Origin of the sequence: Bacillus cereus group sp. BfR-BA-01430 (assembly GCF_022663115.1) — a bacterium.
Taxonomy (GTDB): Bacteria; Bacillota; Bacilli; order Bacillales; family Bacillaceae_G; genus Bacillus_A; species Bacillus_A cereus_BD.
Genome location: NZ_JAKUEW010000008.1, coordinates 35,726 through 51,269, shown reverse-complemented (window position 1 = coordinate 51,269; position 15,544 = coordinate 35,726). Strand labels below are relative to the sequence as shown.

The following is a 15,544-nucleotide window of genomic DNA, read 5'->3' as shown; positions in this document are numbered from 1 at the left end:
TTTAACGTACATAACAAAAGAAATTGGATAACCATTTAGCATTACTCCTATTCTGCCAATTCTTATACTAAGATATCCGTACTATTTAATGGAAAGTGTATGTCTTACATCCAAAAAAAGAAAGGAAGATTTCTTCCTTTCTCCTTTGACGCTCCACTTTTAGCGATTGTATCCTCCACCAAGTTGCTGTTCTGCCATAGCTACAAGACGTTTTGTAATTTCACCACCTACAGAACCATTTGCACGTGAAGAAGTATCAGCTCCAAGTTGTACGCCAAATTCTTGTGCAATTTCATATTTCATTTGATCAAGAGCTGCTTGAGCTCCATTTGAAACTAATTGATTAGAATTACGATTTCTAGCCATTACCGTCACCTCCTTTATATATTAAAATGCAAAGAATCAAGATTTTTTATTCACATTATTTTCAGCATTTTTTACCATTTAGAATCAATTCATATACAAGCATAAAAATTTGAACTACATACAATCAAAAAGTTAAAAATAGATTTTCTTACAATAAAGTTAAATTTTCATAAAGATCTCTAATATTCCTCCAACAATATGCCGCCTCTTCTACACCCCATTCCTCTATCACTTTTGTATCCACGCGCTCTGGCTTAAATTTTTCATAAAAAAGTTTTGAAGGATTATTTGCTACAACCCACACTAGTACGGAATGTACGTCATGTTTAATGAATTCGGAAATCATTGTTTGAAATAATCGTTGTCCAATTTTATGTCCTTGATATTCTTTTATTAAATAAATTGCATATAATTCACCATCACAATTATAGTTTCCAGTTCTTTCCATTACTCCATCGATGAATCCTACAATTTCCCCTTCAGTTGTTTCTGCAACATATCGATATTGTTTAGAAATATTTTGTTTAAAAATATTTTCCCACTGTTTTTCTCGATGCTTATATGTCATATTCTCTAAAATCTCCTTAGGCAACAATCCACTATATGTTGTTTTCCAACTATCAACGTGTACTTTTGCTATACTAGGAATATCTTCTTTTCGTGCTGTTCTAACCTTTATTTGCATTTCTTTCCCACCTTTTGTCTTTATAACGATTTCGTGTATAAAAAATAAATGATTGCAAGCCCCATCCGTTTTTCTATATCATTTATTTTCGACAGTGACTCTTCATAATCCTATTTATACAACTTCTTTCATTTTCTCTAAGCTCTAAATGAAGATCTTATCGACCGGTAACGCAGTACAAAAATTGTTACAAATAAAAAAAGGATGAAATTCATCACCCTTCTTTACTCCTCTTATCTACTTTCCACTTCAACTGAAACGATATGATCAATTTCTTTTAAAGTGCTATATAACTCTGTTGTATATAAATCCTCTGGTACCAATATCACCATTTCTAATTTTTGTGATGTACCATTCTCAATGTCTTTTATTTTAACTCGTTTCACTTGCATATTTAAATTTTTTATTTGCTTAAAAATCCCATCTAACTCTCTATGTTCATTTACAATAATTTTTATAGATAAGTCTTTTTGTCTTAACGAATAAGGGCCAGCAATTTTAACAAGTTGCGGCAATACATTAATTGCTAATATAATTAAAACCATAGCTACTGTCGCTTGTATATAAAAACCAGCTCCAATTGCAATCCCTAAAGCCGATGCTGCCCATACCATAGAGGCTGTAGTTAACCCAGAAATCACATCATTATTTCTTCGTAAAATGACCCCTGCCCCTAAGAAACCAACACCACTTACAATTTGGGCTGCTAAGCGCATTGGATCCATATTAGTGTGTCCTGGCGAAGAATATACATTTACTGATTCAATTGAAACCATTGTAATTAAACAACTTGCTACCGAAATAACCATACTTGTTTTTACACCAAGCGGCTTATTCTTTAGCTGCCTGTCAACTCCAATAAATAACCCTAAAAAAAGTGCTAAGCCTAATTTCAGTAAAAATTCATATGACATATTTCATTCTCCTTACTTATATGATGCTCATCATTTAATATGTTAACCATCATCTTTCTCTAAATTATAAACTATAACTCTTTTATAGTATGAATTCCAGTCTTTTCTATAAATGAAACGAAAAAAGTCGAAAAAACATATATATATTTTTTCGACTTTTTTCATTATTTATCTTTCTTTCCTTCTTTTATCTTAATATTGGCATTTTTATAAAAGGCTAATTTTCCTTCATTATATTCTTTTGTATATTGATTAAATTTCTCTTTCTCTTTTTGAATTTCTTCATTCAATGTATTAAAAGCTTTTACTTTTTCGCCAATTTCTTTTAATTTTGTTTCTTTTACTTTCAATTTCTCATATAATTCTTTTTCAATTGTCAATGACTGCTTATAACTTTCATTCATCTTTTTGAAAGATTCATAACGATTTTTATAAGCTTCATTTACTTTTTTTGCCTGTTTTTGAATTTTTTTATCTTCAATTTTATCTGCATTACCTGGAACAGATTTTATCTCTTTTTGCGCTTTTTCAAGCAACTCTTTTTCATTTGCAACTATTTTTTCTCGTTCATCTACATTTGCAACCGCTTGGTCAACTTTTTGAATAACCACGTCATTATGCTCTTTTCCTTCTTTCATAATTTGAGCATATAATTCTTGGCCTTGCTTCTCTAACTTTTCTAGCTTTTTCACATCACTAGATAGTTCCTTCTCTTGCTTTGCTGCGTTTTCAAAAGCAACATAAATGTTTTCTTCTGGCTTCTCACCAAAACAACCTGATAATAATCCTACTGATAATGCTCCAACAAGTGCTACTTTTCTATAACTCACTTTCCATTCCTCCATCAAATACGGTTATCATGCCAAAAATTCACCGGGAAGTGACTTTCTTCATGATACGCTTCAAATTCATACCCTTTTTCTTTTAAGCCTTTTATAATTGCTGGAACAGCCGCAACAGATTGTGGATGAATATCATGCATTAAAATCACTTCTTGATCATTTGTCGCGCCAGCAAGTACATTTTGCACAATTTTAGCTGCTGCTGCATCGACTGGCATCTTGTTATATTTCCAGTCTAAAGAGTCAATTGTCCAATCCCATACTTTTAGGTCACCTTCAACCACTTTGTTGCGAAGCGCTTCATTTAATCCTGGCATTGAACCATACGGTGGACGTGTTAACTTAGGGGATTGCCCAATAATATTTGCTATTAAGCTTTGATCCTCTTTCATTTCATTTACGTATTCACCACTTGTATATAACTTTTTAAAGTTATGTGTCATACTATGCATACCTACATAATGACCTTCTGCCTTTTCACGCTTTACGAAATCAGGATATTGTTTTACATTTGCACCAATTAAGAAGAATGTAGCTTTCGCATCATTTTGTTTCAAAATCTTTAGCAATTCTGCTGTATATTTTCCGGGTCCATCATCGAAAGTAAGATATGCAACCTTTCTCACTTGACCATTGAATTTACTTGGCGCTGTTTTTTTAAGTTCAACTTTCACTTGTTCACTTGCTAACTGCACCGGATTCTCTTGCTTAGCTACAGCTGTCGCTGGCGAAGTAATAGATTGAAACATGAAATAGCCGACTGCAATTGCAATAATCGCTACCATTATAACGACAATACGTTTTGCTTTTAAAGCATTATCCATTCTATTATTCCCTCTCTCTATTAATTTTATATATAAATTACCCAATGTAATTATACACGTATTTATTTGATTGTAACGATAAAAAGACAAATATGGGATAAATTTTAACGGAATTGTTATACCGATTTTTTTGTACTCTCAACATATTATACCTCATATAGAACTATAATTTTTCATAATCACTCATTAGATTTTCATGTGCAACTCTACTCGCATCTATCTTTCTTATTTCTCTCTGAATCCTAAGGAGAACCATACACCGTTATGAATCCGATACAAAAAGGATGGCAAATGCCACCCTTTTCATCTCATTTTGAGTTAATTTGATGCAATGCCTAGGTGCTCATTTAATGTTTTCGAAATTTCTTTCACATTGTTCTCATTTGGAATATAATAATAAATTCCACGAATCCGTTTATCTGTACCTTCTACTTGTATTTTGTCCATTTGCAAATCGGAACCAGCCATATTTTTTGCAATCGAAAGCATATCATCAAATGTTAAATTCGTTTTCATATTATTATCAATTGCATCTAATAATGAACTCATTTTACTAATAGATTGAGCTGACAACGCTTTTTTCGCAATAGCTTCAATGACAAGTTGCTGTCTTTGACCACGCATTGCATCACTATCAATTTTACGTGTTCTCGCTAATGCAAGAGCTTGTTCTCCATTTAAATGTTGATACCCTTTTTCTAAATGAATCATACCTGCTTGATCTTTACTGTCTTGTTCCGTAAACGTTACAGGTACATCCACATCAATGCCTCCAAGCGAATCAACAATTTTCACAAACGAATCAAAATTAAATTTCACATAATAATCCACTGGAACATCTAAAAATCGTTCAACAGTATTTCTTGTACTTTCAACACCACCAAATACATGAGCATGTGTAATTTTATCTAATTTCTTTCTTGATGGAATATATACGCGTGAATCACGTGGAATACTTACTAATTTCACAGATTTATTATCTTTATTAATAGTAGCTAATAAAAGCGCATCGGTACGAACTGCTTCTCCATATTGACCTTTTCTTATGTCACTACCATCTACACCCATAATTAAAATTGAAATATTATCCTTTAATGGTTCAACTTCCTTATCCCGTTTCGCTGATTTATCAATTTGTGCATATGCTTCATTTACAACTGCTTTCGCTTTATTATATAGAAAAGAACCATATCCAATGCCTCCAAAAAGAAGCAAAAACAATGGAATTAAAATGAACCATTTAAATGATTTTCTTTTAGAACGTCTCTGTCTACTTCTTGTATTATGTTCTAATTCAGAGCTCATGTTCATTCTCCTCTCTTTCTCTTTTCTTAGTATACTTCATGTATAGTAAACTTCCTATTGAATTTCATTTCATACACCTTACATTTTTGTAAGGTTTCACTTCAAAAAATGCAAAACGAATATATATTCCAGTTCACATTATACTCTCGTATTTTCTTTTGACAAGGTAAGAAATACTACTTCCGAAAATTTACAATCATAAAACCCTTATCGATTCATACATAATCATATAAGTTAGAACCTTCTCATCATACTTTATAATATGTAACGGAATATCTTTATTTTTTCACATTCCCTGTTTCTATATCTCCACACATACATATACAAAGCGTTTATTAAAAATGCAATAACAAAAAAGAAAGCTAGTACACGGCCAGCTTTCTTTCCTCACGATTTTTCTTTTTTAACATATTTCATGCTACTTACCTGTTCACTGATATGTCCGTATTTACGACTACTCCCTCGTGATCAATCTCCAGTTCACACACCTCTATCTTTGGAAATACTTTCATTAACTGTTCCGCAATCTCCTGACGATTTTCATATGGGGTTAAAATGAAGAGAGATGGGCCCGCACCACTTAGTGCTGTTCCATATGCTCCAAATCGCTTCGCATATGCACGAACAGAAAGTAGAAGAGGAACCAGTTGCAAGCGATACGGCTCATGAAATGGATCTCTTTCCATCATTTCACCAACTATTTCCCATTTTTTTTCACATAATGCTGCCACTAATACGTTACTAATCGAGCTAGCACGAACAGCATGATGAAATGAAAATGTTTCAGGTAGCACGGAACGGCTTTCATTTGTATTTAGTTCTTCATCTGGTATTACAGAAATAACTCCTAATTCTTTACTTTCAATCCGAACAACGGATACATGTCCCTCATTTATTGCACCGATGACTGTTCCTCCTAAAATAGAAGCTGCTACATTATCCGGGTGCCCCTCAAACCTTGTAGCAAGAAGAATTTTTTCGTCTGTTGTTAAGTGTAACGCTCCTAGCTGATTAGCAAGTTCAATTCCAGCAACAATAGCAGATGCACTGCTTCCTAATCCTCTTGTAAGTGGAATATTACTCATAACTTCTATTATATGAGAAGGTAACGATGGACATACTTGAAGGGCCGTACTTATAATTAAATTTCTATCATCGTTTGGAACAGATCGATCAAATGGATGGATAACATGCCAATGCGGTGATTCTTCCTTCACAATCACTTCTAGATATAAGGATAGTGCCATTCCTACAGAATCAAAACCAGGGCCTACATTTGCTGTACTCGCTGGAACACGAATTTTAAATGGTATCACGAAATAATCACTCCCTTAATATGACCTTTCATTTGTTCTAAATCATTTGAGATACTTGTAATTTGTAATGGATTCGAGGAGATTGCAATATCCGGGTCTTTCAACCCATTTCCTGTTAATACAGCGACAACTGTCTCTCCTTGACGAATTTTTCCTAATTGAACATGCTTGATGATACCCGCTAAAGAAGCGTTGGAACCTGGTTCAGCAAATACTCCTTCTGTTCTCGCTAGCAATTGATAAGCCTTTACAATCTCTTCATCCGATACCATATCAATTTCACCATTCGACTGTTTGGCAGCCTCCACTGCATAATGCCAGCTTGCAGGATTACCAATCCGAATTGCAGTTGCAATTGTTTCTGGCGCATCAATGACATAACCTTTTACAATCGCAGCTGCACCTTCCGCTTCAAACCCATGAATTCTTGGTTTTTTATATCCTTTTTCTTTCTCATATTCACAAAAGCCTTTCCAATACGCCGTAATATTCCCGGCATTTCCAACTGGAATAGCAAGAACATCTGGCGCTTTTTGCAACTGATCACAAATTTCAAACGCAGCTGTTTTCTGACCTTCAATCCGATACGGATTAACAGAGTTTACTAGTGTAATAGGCTCTTCAGCTGCGATTTGTCGTACTGCTCGCAGCGCATCATCAAAATTTCCTTCTATCGAAATAATTTCTGCCCCATACGCAACCGCCTGTGCTAACTTTCCATGGGCAATTTTCCCTTCCGGTATAACAATAATACATTTCATTCCAAGGCGAGCCGCATATGCTGCTGCGGATGCCGAAGTATTTCCTGTCGAAGCACAAATAATGGCTTTTGAACCCTCCTCTTTTGCTTTTGCAACTGCCATTACCATACCGCGATCTTTAAATGAACCGGTTGGATTCGCTCCTTCATATTTTCCGTATAAACAGATTCCTAATTTTTCAGAGATATTTCCAAGCGGAATAAGCGGTGTATTTCCCTCCATCAAACTAACCTCTGGTGTATTGTCGCTCACAGGTAAATAAGAAGCATATTGTTTTAATAACCCTTTATACATATTGTTTTTCCTCCTCAATACTGTAGTAACTTTTTATTTCATTTGCTACGTCCTCTAATAACTGTAAAACTTGTGAAAATTGATATTTGGAAGTTTGATGCGTTACAATTACAATGTCTGCAAATTCTTTATTTATTGGTAATTGTATAATTTCTTCTAAACTAACAGAACAATTCACAAAACATTCTGTTAGTTTTTGAAACATCCCTGGTTTGTCACGTAATACAATACGCAAGAAATATTTTGAAACAATATCTTTATCTTGTTTTAATTCATAAGGCTCAATTTCTTTACATACCTCTTGATTTTGCACCTCTTGTTTCATCTTTTTAACAATGGCAACAATATCACTTACTACAGCAGACCCTGTCGGTAACTTGCCTGCACCTGGTCCGTAAAACATGACTTCTCCAACTGCATGGCCATGTACATATACGGCATTAAACTCATTATTCACACTTGACAGAGGGTGTTTGCTTGGCAATAAAGTAGGTGCAACGCTTAAATGAATTACTGAGCCTTCTTTTTCTGCTTTCCCAATCAGTTTCATTGTAAACCCTAGTTTTTCTGCCATTTCCAAATCTTCTTTTTCAATATTCCGAATACCACGAACATAGACGTCATCTAAAGACACATTCATCGAAAATCCTAAATTAGCAAGAATAGCTACTTTTCTTGCTGCATCTAGCCCATCTACATCTGCTGTAGGATCTGACTCTGCAAACCCTAATCTCTTTGCTTCTTGCAACGCTTCTTCATAAGACCAACCATTTTGACTCATCTTTGTTAAAATATAATTTGTTGTTCCATTCAAAATTCCCATCATCTTTTCAATATGATCTGAAGCTAATCCGTCAGCAAGTCCTCTTAATATTGGAATTCCACCTGCTACACTCGCTTCATAAAACAACTCACAATGATTCTCGTTTGCAAGTTGTAATAATTCTGTGCCATGTACAGCCATCAAATCTTTATTAGCAGTTACAACATGCTTCTTATGTTGCAACGCTTTTACAATATACTCTTTTGCTTTTTGAATCCCGCCCATCACTTCTACAACAATATCAATATCTACATCATGTAAAAGTTCCTCGGCCTCTCTTGTAACAACAATTCCCTCTATAGAAACATCTCGTTCTTTTTCTAAATCACGCACAACAACTGTTTTTACCTTTACTTCACACCCTGTCTCAAGACCAATCTTCTTACCATGTTCCTGTAAAATTTGAACGACGCCACTTCCAACAGTTCCTAGTCCTAATACTCCAACATGTACAATACGATTCATCTTTCAATCTCCTTTCAAAGTTAAAAATAAACAGTCTGATCTTTCCTTATTTGCTTTCTATACGTGCTAGCGGTTCTTTCCGTACATATAACCGTCATCTACAGCACCCCCTTTCAAAGTTATAAAAAAAACACTCATCCCTAGTAAAGGGACGAATGTGTTTTCGTGGTTCCACCCTGGTTCCAATCTAGATACGTTTTCTTTCTAGATTGCTCAAGTTCAAATAACGGCTGAGACCGCCAATAATTACTAGATTTCTCGTTCACTATTGAAGTTCAAAGGTGGTAAGATGATTTCTCGTGTTAGGAAGCTCACAGCCTTAGGCTTCCCTCTCTGCAAACCGTAAAAATGATCTCATGTCCTTATCATTACTTTTTCATTCATATTTATTTGTTAACTCATTATACTTACATACAAAACAAAATCAATATATTTTTGATTATTTTTTATTTTCAATCCATTTAACTCACAAAAAAACACACTCATCCCTAGTAAAGGGACGAATGTGTTTTCGTGGTTCCACCCTGGTTCCAATCTAGATACGTTTTCTTTCTAGATTGCTCAAGTTCAGATAACGGCTGAGGCCGCCAATAATTACTAGATTTCTCGTTCACTATTGAAGTTCAAAGGTGGTAAGATGATTTCTCGTGTTAGGAAGCTCACAGCCTTAGGCTTCCCTCTCTGCAAACCGTAAAAATAATCTTGTGTCCTTATCATTACTTTTTCGTTCATGTTTATTTGTTAATTTATTATAGTTACGAAAATTTAAAAAAGCAACCCTATTTCCACACATTTTTGACAAGTTATTTTATCATTATATTTCACAATAACAATTCCCTATCATCAGAACATCCCATTTCTACTTACGGTATCCGTTATAAAAATAGAATTGTATATAGTGAACTATATTTTTTTCGATAAGAAGACTTTCTTTGGTCTATTTTTAAAATTATATTTCAAAATAATAAAAAACCATCTTTTAATATAATCTTTTTGTATAACTCTCTTCTAAAGAATACGCAACTTCTTCTTCTGAAGCTTTTACTTTTGCATGCTCTTTTAACATTTTTGCAGCTGAAGGTAACTCTTTTTTCTCTAGCCACGATTCTGTATCCCACATTTTTGAACGTATAAATGCTTTTGCACAATGAACATAGCACTCCTCTACCTCAACAACAATACCAAGTAAAGGAGTACGGCCATTTGCTTTCATTTCTTTTAAAATGGCTTCATCGTTCGTAATAGATGCACGGCCATTTATTCTTAATGACTCCCCAAGCCCAGGAATAAAAAAGATTAATCCTACTTGTGGATTGGAAATAATATTCAATATAGAATCTATACGACGATTCCCTGGCCTTTCTGGAATAATAATTTTATTTTCATTTACAACATATACAAATCCAGGTGCATCTCCTCTTGGTGAAGCATCACACTCTCCAAATTGATTTGCAGTCGATAATACTAAAAATGGGGATTTAGAAAGAAAATCTAGACAATGATGGTCAAGCGATGAAATAACTTTTTTCAACGCTCGTTCACTTGGTTGCCCTAATATTTGACGTAATTCCTCCTTTGTTAAAATAAATGACTTTATTTCTTTCTCTTCTCCTTTCACTCAAACCCCTCCTATTTTCTTTATTTTTCAAACTTTCATACGATTATTGTATAATAAAATATATAGAAAGGGGAATTAAAATGGCAGAATGGTTATCGATATTTAACATGCACGGAGAAAAAATCGGCAAGAAGCTTCGAGATGACGTACATCGCGACGGCGACTGGCATGAAACATTTCATTGCTGGTTTGTAGAAAAAAACGAGAAAGATATGTTTTTATATTTTCAATTGCGCTCTAAAAACAAAAAAGATTTTCCTGGCAAGTGGGATATTACATCAGCAGGACACATTATGCACAATGAAGAGGTAACAATGGGAGGTCTTCGTGAAATAAACGAAGAATTAGGACTTTCCTTGCAGACAACTGATTTAATATATAAAGGAATCTACAAAATAGACTATAAAATCCCTCATTTTATTGATCGTGAATTATGCCATATGTATTTTTATAATGTCACGCAAGCACCTCCATTTTCACCAAATGAAGAAGTAGACGACGTGATGAGAATAGATACAACTTCTTTTCTGCAACTATTAAAAAAAGAGATTTCATCCATAACGACTATTTCTAGTTTAAACAATAAACTGATTACAATTACATTTGAAGATATTTATCCATATACTCTTACATACTATGAATTTGTTATAAAAAATGGACAAGATTTGCTACAAATAAGTTAATTCATGTATCATCTCCATCATATATTTACTTTCTTTGTTTCGATGTACGGAACATATTTGGAAGTGTTACAAAACGTGTTCCTTTCATCTTTAATTCAGGAATGATTCGGTCTAGTGCGTCTACAGATCCTTGTAATTTTCCACCTGGTGTCGAATGCTGAAGTATTATACTACCTGGAAATGCATTTCCTAACACATGATTGGTAATATTTTCTGCGCTTACTCCTTTCCAATCAACTGTATCAACACTCCACTGTACAATCATAAAATTTTGTTCTGTCGCCCACTTTAATTGGTTTTCAAGGATTTCTCCATAAGGTGGGCGAACAAATTTAGGAACATATCCAGCTAAACGGTTCAGTATTTCTTCTGTTTTTATAATTTGATTATGATACTCTTTCTCATTCACTTTCGCTAAATTTGGATGATTATACGTATGGTTACCAATTATATGTTCTTCATCGATGATGCGTTTTACTATATTAGGATATCTTTCTGCATTTTCACCAAGAAGAAAAAAAGTAGCTTTCACATGATATTTTTTTAACGTATCTAATATTTGTGGTGTAAATATTAAATCTGGTCCATCATCAAATGTAAGTGCTACCTCCGCTTTATTGTAAGGGCCGGAGAATGCATACGCATATTTTTCAACCCACGAAAATGGCGTCCACGATCCCCTTTCTCTTTCTTTCCTTTGCACGTGATTAGGAGTAGTAGCATGTATCACATCAGAAATTCTATAAAAATAGTTTTCATAATACGGCATATAACTACCCAAAGAAGTATTTACTTGACAAGGGCTCATCATTTTAAATGGATATACATCATACATAATCAAAAACCTCCCTAACATTTTATATGTCTTTCCTCTGTACTTTGTTAGAGAAATAATCATCCGTAAATAAAAATGGGATCTCTACTCCATTACAGAATAGAAATCCCATTTTCATTTTATATTTTCTCTTCTTCTTACGGATTAGTAGACCAAAGCCCTGCTGATTTAATAAACGTGCGTTTATTTAACTTCAACTGCGCTACGATAAATTCTGCAATATCTTCAGCTTGCATTACTTTATCTGGGTTACCGTCTGTTAATCCTAATTCTACTGCCATATCTGTTGCTACTGTACTTGGTGTTAACGCTGTGACACGAATATTATGTTTACGAACTTCCATTGCTAATGATTCTGTTAAACCAAGAACACCAAATTTAGATGCACTATATGCACTTGTTACTGGTGCACCTTTTTGCCCTGCTGTAGAAGAAATATTAATAATATCGCCAGATTGTTGCTCGATCATGCTTGGTAAAGCTGCACGAGTTACATAATATACACCCATTAAGTTAACTTGAATTATTTTTTCCCAATCAGCTACATCTAGTTCTAAAAATTTACCGAATTTAGAAACACCTGCATTATTAATTAAAATGTCAATAGAACCTAATCCTTCTTTTAACGTTTCAATAGCAGTTGTAACTTCCTCATATGAAGATACATCAGCAGTAGCAATAACAGCTTTTACACCTTCTGCTTCTACTTCTTTTGCAACGGCCTTTAAATTCTCTTCAGAACGCGCTAATAGACCAACGTTTACGCCTTCTTTTGCTAAAGCGATTGCTACAGCACGACCGATTCCGCGGCCTGCTCCTGTAATTAACGCATTTTTGCCTTGTAATAATTCTGCCAAATAAAACACTCCTCAATCTATGTTGCTTATTTCATATCATGAATTCTATATGCATATGATAAAAAATGCAATGATGCACTTTGATGTGCGTAGGTTACTTATAAGTAACTATAAACAATTTATTACTTTTTACAAGCCTTAAATTCCCTCTTCTATCTTTCATACTTCGCAATTCGGAAGAAATATATGGAACTCCCACTTACTTCTACATGTGCTGGAGGTAGGAGTCTTACTTCCCTAAAATAGCGGGATAAATTATAAATATCTCCATTCCTTGAAAGAAGTATCTCTTTATAAACAAATCAAGATGCCAATAAGCAAACTTCGCCCTAACTATTTTCATGATTTATACGCAAAAGTTTTACAAGATCATGAAAGTGAAAAAGGCCTTCCAAGTTTCCTCGGAAAGCCTTTTTTATCATAATGATATTATCTCTTATTATGCTTTTGTATAACCTAATAGATGCTTACTCCAGTAAGAGTTATTTACTGAACTAATTCTTACACCAGTTTCATCAGTTTCTGCACTAATGAATTGACCGTTTCCTAAATAAACACCCATGTGTGAAGGACCAGCTTTATAAGTATTTGCAAAGTATACTAAATCGCCTGGTTGTGGATTGCTTGTTTTTGTCTTAGAGCTCCAGTAACCTGCAACTGTTTGACGAGGACCGCTATGCCCTGTTTGTTTTAATACATAGTAAATAAAGCCACTGCAGTCAAAACCAGCAGGTGTTGTTCCAGCTGTTCTATATGGAGAACCATTTAAAGATCTTGCAAATGCGGCAACTGATGATGTATCACCTGTTGGTGCAGTCGGTTTTTGTGTTTGAGCTGTTTCTTGACTTGCACCTGTATTTGTATTCGCTACTCCACCTTTTACGAATTTTACATAGTCTGCACTTACATAACCTGTTCTTCCGTTATGATTAACTTTGTACCAACCATTTTCTACACCAGTTACTTGTAACACTTGACCTCTTGTTACACCACCAATAACAGCATTATATGTAGCAGGACCTGTACGTACTTTTAAAGCACCTGTATTTACTACATATGCTCCACCAGTTTGAAGTGCCACACTATTGTTCGTAGCTGGTTTCTCTGTTTGGCTAGATACAGCTGTACCGCCTTTTGTTACGAAGTCTTTACTTACGTATCCAGTTCCACCATTGTAGTTAACCTTAAACCAATCTTGCACTTCACCTACAACTTGTACTACTTTTCCTTTATGTACAGAGCCTAAAACAGTATGAGATGTACTTGGGCCTGTACGTACATTAAGTGAAGATACATTCACTGTATAGTTGCCTGTTCCTTGTTGAACAGCAGTACCTTTTGTTCCACCAGTTGTTACAAAATCGCCACTTACATAGCCTGCTTTACCATTTACATTTACTTTAAACCAACCGTTTTCTTCGCCAGTTACTTGTAGTACTTGACCTTCTGTTACTTTAGAAATAATGTTATGTTCTGTACCAGCACCTGAACGAACATTCAATACATCAGCTGTTACTGTATATTTTAGTTCAGAAGGTGTTTCAGATACTTTGTTTGTTTCAGTCGTTTGTTGTTGAGTTTGTTGTTGAGTTTGTCCATTGATTTCCTTTAACGCATCAGATGTAACTTGCGCATGAGCAGAGTCCATTCCAGGAACTGCTACACCAGCTACAGATGCTGCTGCCAAACCTGCAATTACTTTCTTCATAAGTTGTTTTTACTTCCTTTCCCTACTACCCTCTTTAAAAAAATGAACTTAATAATCTACAATATTCTTAAAATTGAATGCGCATTAAGTTCCATTTTTTGACAAGAGCTTTATTTTTCACACGTCGTTTATTGTAAAACATTGACGTGAATTTTGTGTGAACTTTGTGTGAACTTTTTCAGATTACAAGATAAATTGAAAAAGATCACTAAACTGATTCAATCGCTCTCTCGTTCAAAAAGTTCATTCTATAAAGTCACTCTCCCATCATGACAAAAATCGAATAATTTATCAACTATATAATATTTCGAAATACTATATCTTTTTTAACATAGTATCTTTTCGTTTAAATGACACTCCCCCTCTCCCTCTACATGAGCTAAAGATGAGGCGCATCATGAGCATTTTCGTAAAAAATACTCATGATACATTCTTCATTTTTTATAGAGAAAAGAAACGATCTCTTTCTGGAGCAATCCAAGAATCTATATTTTGATCTGCCTCTCTCACTAAACGATTTACTAAAATATCATGCCATATGTAGTTCTCTAATAGATAGACATGAACTGGATCATCTGTATAAAAAGCATGTCCTCGTTTTTCTATAGAATGACCATATACCATTTCTTTTCCATCAATTGAGATGATAAACCATTTATGCTCTCCAATATTTTCAACATAGCTTGTTTTCCGATGCATTTCTAATCCTCGCAATGGCTTTTCAACTTGAAAAACTATCCCTTTCACGCTACATTCCGGCTCTTTTTTCTGTAATTCTGTTAATAATTTTTCATACATCGTATCCCATATTGAAATAATAATCTTTTTTTCTGCCCTTCGAATTAAAATCTTACAAAAAGCTAATATATTTTCTTCTCCTTTTAAAGTAGTAACTTTCGGATCCGTCTCTGGCTCTTTTTTTTCGAACACTTTTAACTCTTGTTCTACATATGTATAAGTCTTCTCCCATTTTTCTCTTATCGTCTCTAAAAATACATCTACAGGTAAAGGAGAATACTCCACCGCCTCATTAACTTCTTCTCTCATAACGATTCCTTTTTGTTCGAGAGAATCTAATATTTCATATATACGTGCACGGGGTACCCCGGAGTTTTTGCTCACTTGATACGCACTAGAAGTTCCATGCTTAACTAATGAAACATATGCTTTCGTTTCATATTGATTTAAGCCTAGCGTTTGAATCTTTTGTAGTAAGTCTTCCATTGTAATCCTCCTAATGAATATATT

The 15,544-nt window shown here is 34.3% G+C and carries 15 protein-coding genes and 2 other annotated features; of the genes, 1 reads left to right on the top strand and 14 read right to left on the bottom strand.

Annotated features, from left to right (window positions below):
• Positions 1–159: 159 nt before the first annotated feature.
• The 10 genes from MR058_RS14485 to MR058_RS14440 all read right to left on the bottom strand — a co-directional run bounded on the left by MR058_RS14485 (position 160) and on the right by MR058_RS14440 (position 10,213).
• Positions 160–366, bottom strand: coding sequence for an alpha/beta-type small acid-soluble spore protein (locus MR058_RS14485; protein WP_242144660.1), 207 nt, complete (start codon positions 364–366; stop codon positions 160–162).
• A 148-nt stretch (positions 367–514) separates the two neighbouring features.
• On the bottom strand, positions 515–1,051 hold the full coding sequence (locus MR058_RS14480; protein ID WP_242144659.1) for a GNAT family N-acetyltransferase: 537 nt from the start codon (positions 1,049–1,051) through the stop codon (positions 515–517).
• 233 nt (positions 1,052–1,284) lie between these two features.
• On the bottom strand, positions 1,285–1,965 hold the full coding sequence (locus tag MR058_RS14475; RefSeq protein WP_242144658.1) for an MgtC/SapB family protein: 681 nt from the start codon (positions 1,963–1,965) through the stop codon (positions 1,285–1,287).
• A gap of 164 nt (positions 1,966–2,129) precedes the next feature.
• Positions 2,130–2,795, bottom strand: coding sequence for a YkyA family protein (locus MR058_RS14470; RefSeq protein ID WP_242144657.1), 666 nt, complete (start codon positions 2,793–2,795; stop codon positions 2,130–2,132).
• Between the two features lie 14 nt (positions 2,796–2,809).
• On the bottom strand, positions 2,810–3,631 hold the full coding sequence (locus tag MR058_RS14465; RefSeq protein ID WP_242144656.1) for a peptidoglycan-N-acetylglucosamine deacetylase: 822 nt from the start codon (positions 3,629–3,631) through the stop codon (positions 2,810–2,812).
• Between the two features lie 318 nt (positions 3,632–3,949).
• Complete coding sequence (locus MR058_RS14460) at positions 3,950–4,936, bottom strand: LCP family protein (RefSeq protein ID WP_472927013.1); 987 nt, start codon at positions 4,934–4,936, stop codon at positions 3,950–3,952.
• 422 nt (positions 4,937–5,358) lie between these two features.
• Positions 5,359–6,252 carry a homoserine kinase gene (gene thrB / locus MR058_RS14455; RefSeq protein ID WP_242144654.1) on the bottom strand — a complete coding sequence of 298 codons (894 nt, stop codon included), beginning with the start codon at positions 6,250–6,252 and terminating at the stop codon, positions 5,359–5,361.
• Positions 6,249–7,307: a threonine synthase gene (gene thrC, locus MR058_RS14450; protein ID WP_242144653.1), complete on the bottom strand. Its 1,059-nt coding sequence runs from the start codon at positions 7,305–7,307 to the stop codon at positions 6,249–6,251. Before thrC ends, thrB begins: the two co-directional genes overlap by 4 nt.
• Positions 7,300–8,595: a homoserine dehydrogenase gene (locus MR058_RS14445; RefSeq protein WP_242144652.1), complete on the bottom strand. Its 1,296-nt coding sequence runs from the start codon at positions 8,593–8,595 to the stop codon at positions 7,300–7,302. Before MR058_RS14445 ends, thrC begins: the two co-directional genes overlap by 8 nt.
• A gap of 144 nt (positions 8,596–8,739) precedes the next feature.
• Positions 8,740–8,973, bottom strand: a binding site (T-box leader).
• A 114-nt stretch (positions 8,974–9,087) separates the two neighbouring features.
• Positions 9,088–9,321: a binding site (T-box leader), on the bottom strand.
• A 253-nt stretch (positions 9,322–9,574) separates the two neighbouring features.
• Positions 9,575–10,213, bottom strand: coding sequence for a pyridoxamine 5'-phosphate oxidase family protein (locus MR058_RS14440; protein WP_242144651.1), 639 nt, complete (start codon positions 10,211–10,213; stop codon positions 9,575–9,577).
• Positions 10,214–10,293: 80 nt separating this feature from the next.
• Here MR058_RS14440 and MR058_RS14435 point away from each other — a divergent pair, with 80 nt between their 5' ends.
• Positions 10,294–10,896 (top strand): NUDIX hydrolase, encoded by a 603-nt coding sequence (locus tag MR058_RS14435; protein ID WP_242144650.1) that lies wholly within the window; start codon positions 10,294–10,296, stop codon positions 10,894–10,896.
• Between the two features lie 25 nt (positions 10,897–10,921).
• Here the strand turns inward: MR058_RS14435 and MR058_RS14430 are convergent, their stop codons facing one another.
• The 4 genes from MR058_RS14430 to MR058_RS14415 form a co-directional block, all read right to left on the bottom strand.
• Positions 10,922–11,731, bottom strand: a complete 810-nt coding sequence (locus MR058_RS14430; RefSeq protein ID WP_242144649.1) for a peptidoglycan-N-acetylglucosamine deacetylase — start codon at positions 11,729–11,731, stop codon at positions 10,922–10,924.
• A 137-nt stretch (positions 11,732–11,868) separates the two neighbouring features.
• Positions 11,869–12,588 carry a 3-ketoacyl-ACP reductase gene (locus MR058_RS14425; RefSeq protein ID WP_242144648.1) on the bottom strand — a complete coding sequence of 240 codons (720 nt, stop codon included), beginning with the start codon at positions 12,586–12,588 and terminating at the stop codon, positions 11,869–11,871.
• Between the two features lie 439 nt (positions 12,589–13,027).
• Positions 13,028–14,296, bottom strand: a complete 1,269-nt coding sequence (gene entFM / locus MR058_RS14420; RefSeq protein WP_242144647.1) for an enterotoxin EntFM — start codon at positions 14,294–14,296, stop codon at positions 13,028–13,030.
• Positions 14,297–14,737: 441 nt separating this feature from the next.
• On the bottom strand, positions 14,738–15,520 hold the full coding sequence (locus MR058_RS14415) for a TrmB family transcriptional regulator (RefSeq protein ID WP_242144646.1): 783 nt from the start codon (positions 15,518–15,520) through the stop codon (positions 14,738–14,740).
• Between the last annotated feature and the right edge of the window lie 24 nt (positions 15,521–15,544).

Coding starts and splice junctions, on each gene's coding strand:
- MR058_RS14485 (WP_242144660.1), bottom strand. CDS start 366: ATGGCTAGAAATCGTAATTCTAATCAATTAGTTTCAAATGGAGCTCAA.
- MR058_RS14480 (WP_242144659.1), bottom strand. CDS start 1,051: ATGCAAATAAAGGTTAGAACAGCACGAAAAGAAGATATTCCTAGTATA.
- MR058_RS14475 (WP_242144658.1), bottom strand. CDS start 1,965: ATGTCATATGAATTTTTACTGAAATTAGGCTTAGCACTTTTTTTAGGG.
- MR058_RS14465 (WP_242144656.1), bottom strand. CDS start 3,631: ATGGATAATGCTTTAAAAGCAAAACGTATTGTCGTTATAATGGTAGCG.
- MR058_RS14460 (WP_472927013.1), bottom strand. CDS start 4,936: ATGAGCTCTGAATTAGAACATAATACAAGAAGTAGACAGAGACGTTCT.
- thrC (WP_242144653.1), bottom strand. CDS start 7,307: ATGTATAAAGGGTTATTAAAACAATATGCTTCTTATTTACCTGTGAGC.
- MR058_RS14445 (WP_242144652.1), bottom strand. CDS start 8,595: ATGAATCGTATTGTACATGTTGGAGTATTAGGACTAGGAACTGTTGGA.
- MR058_RS14435 (WP_242144650.1), top strand. CDS start 10,294: ATGGCAGAATGGTTATCGATATTTAACATGCACGGAGAAAAAATCGGC.
- MR058_RS14430 (WP_242144649.1), bottom strand. CDS start 11,731: ATGTATGATGTATATCCATTTAAAATGATGAGCCCTTGTCAAGTAAAT.
- entFM (WP_242144647.1), bottom strand. CDS start 14,296: ATGAAGAAAGTAATTGCAGGTTTGGCAGCAGCATCTGTAGCTGGTGTA.
- MR058_RS14415 (WP_242144646.1), bottom strand. CDS start 15,520: ATGGAAGACTTACTACAAAAGATTCAAACGCTAGGCTTAAATCAATAT.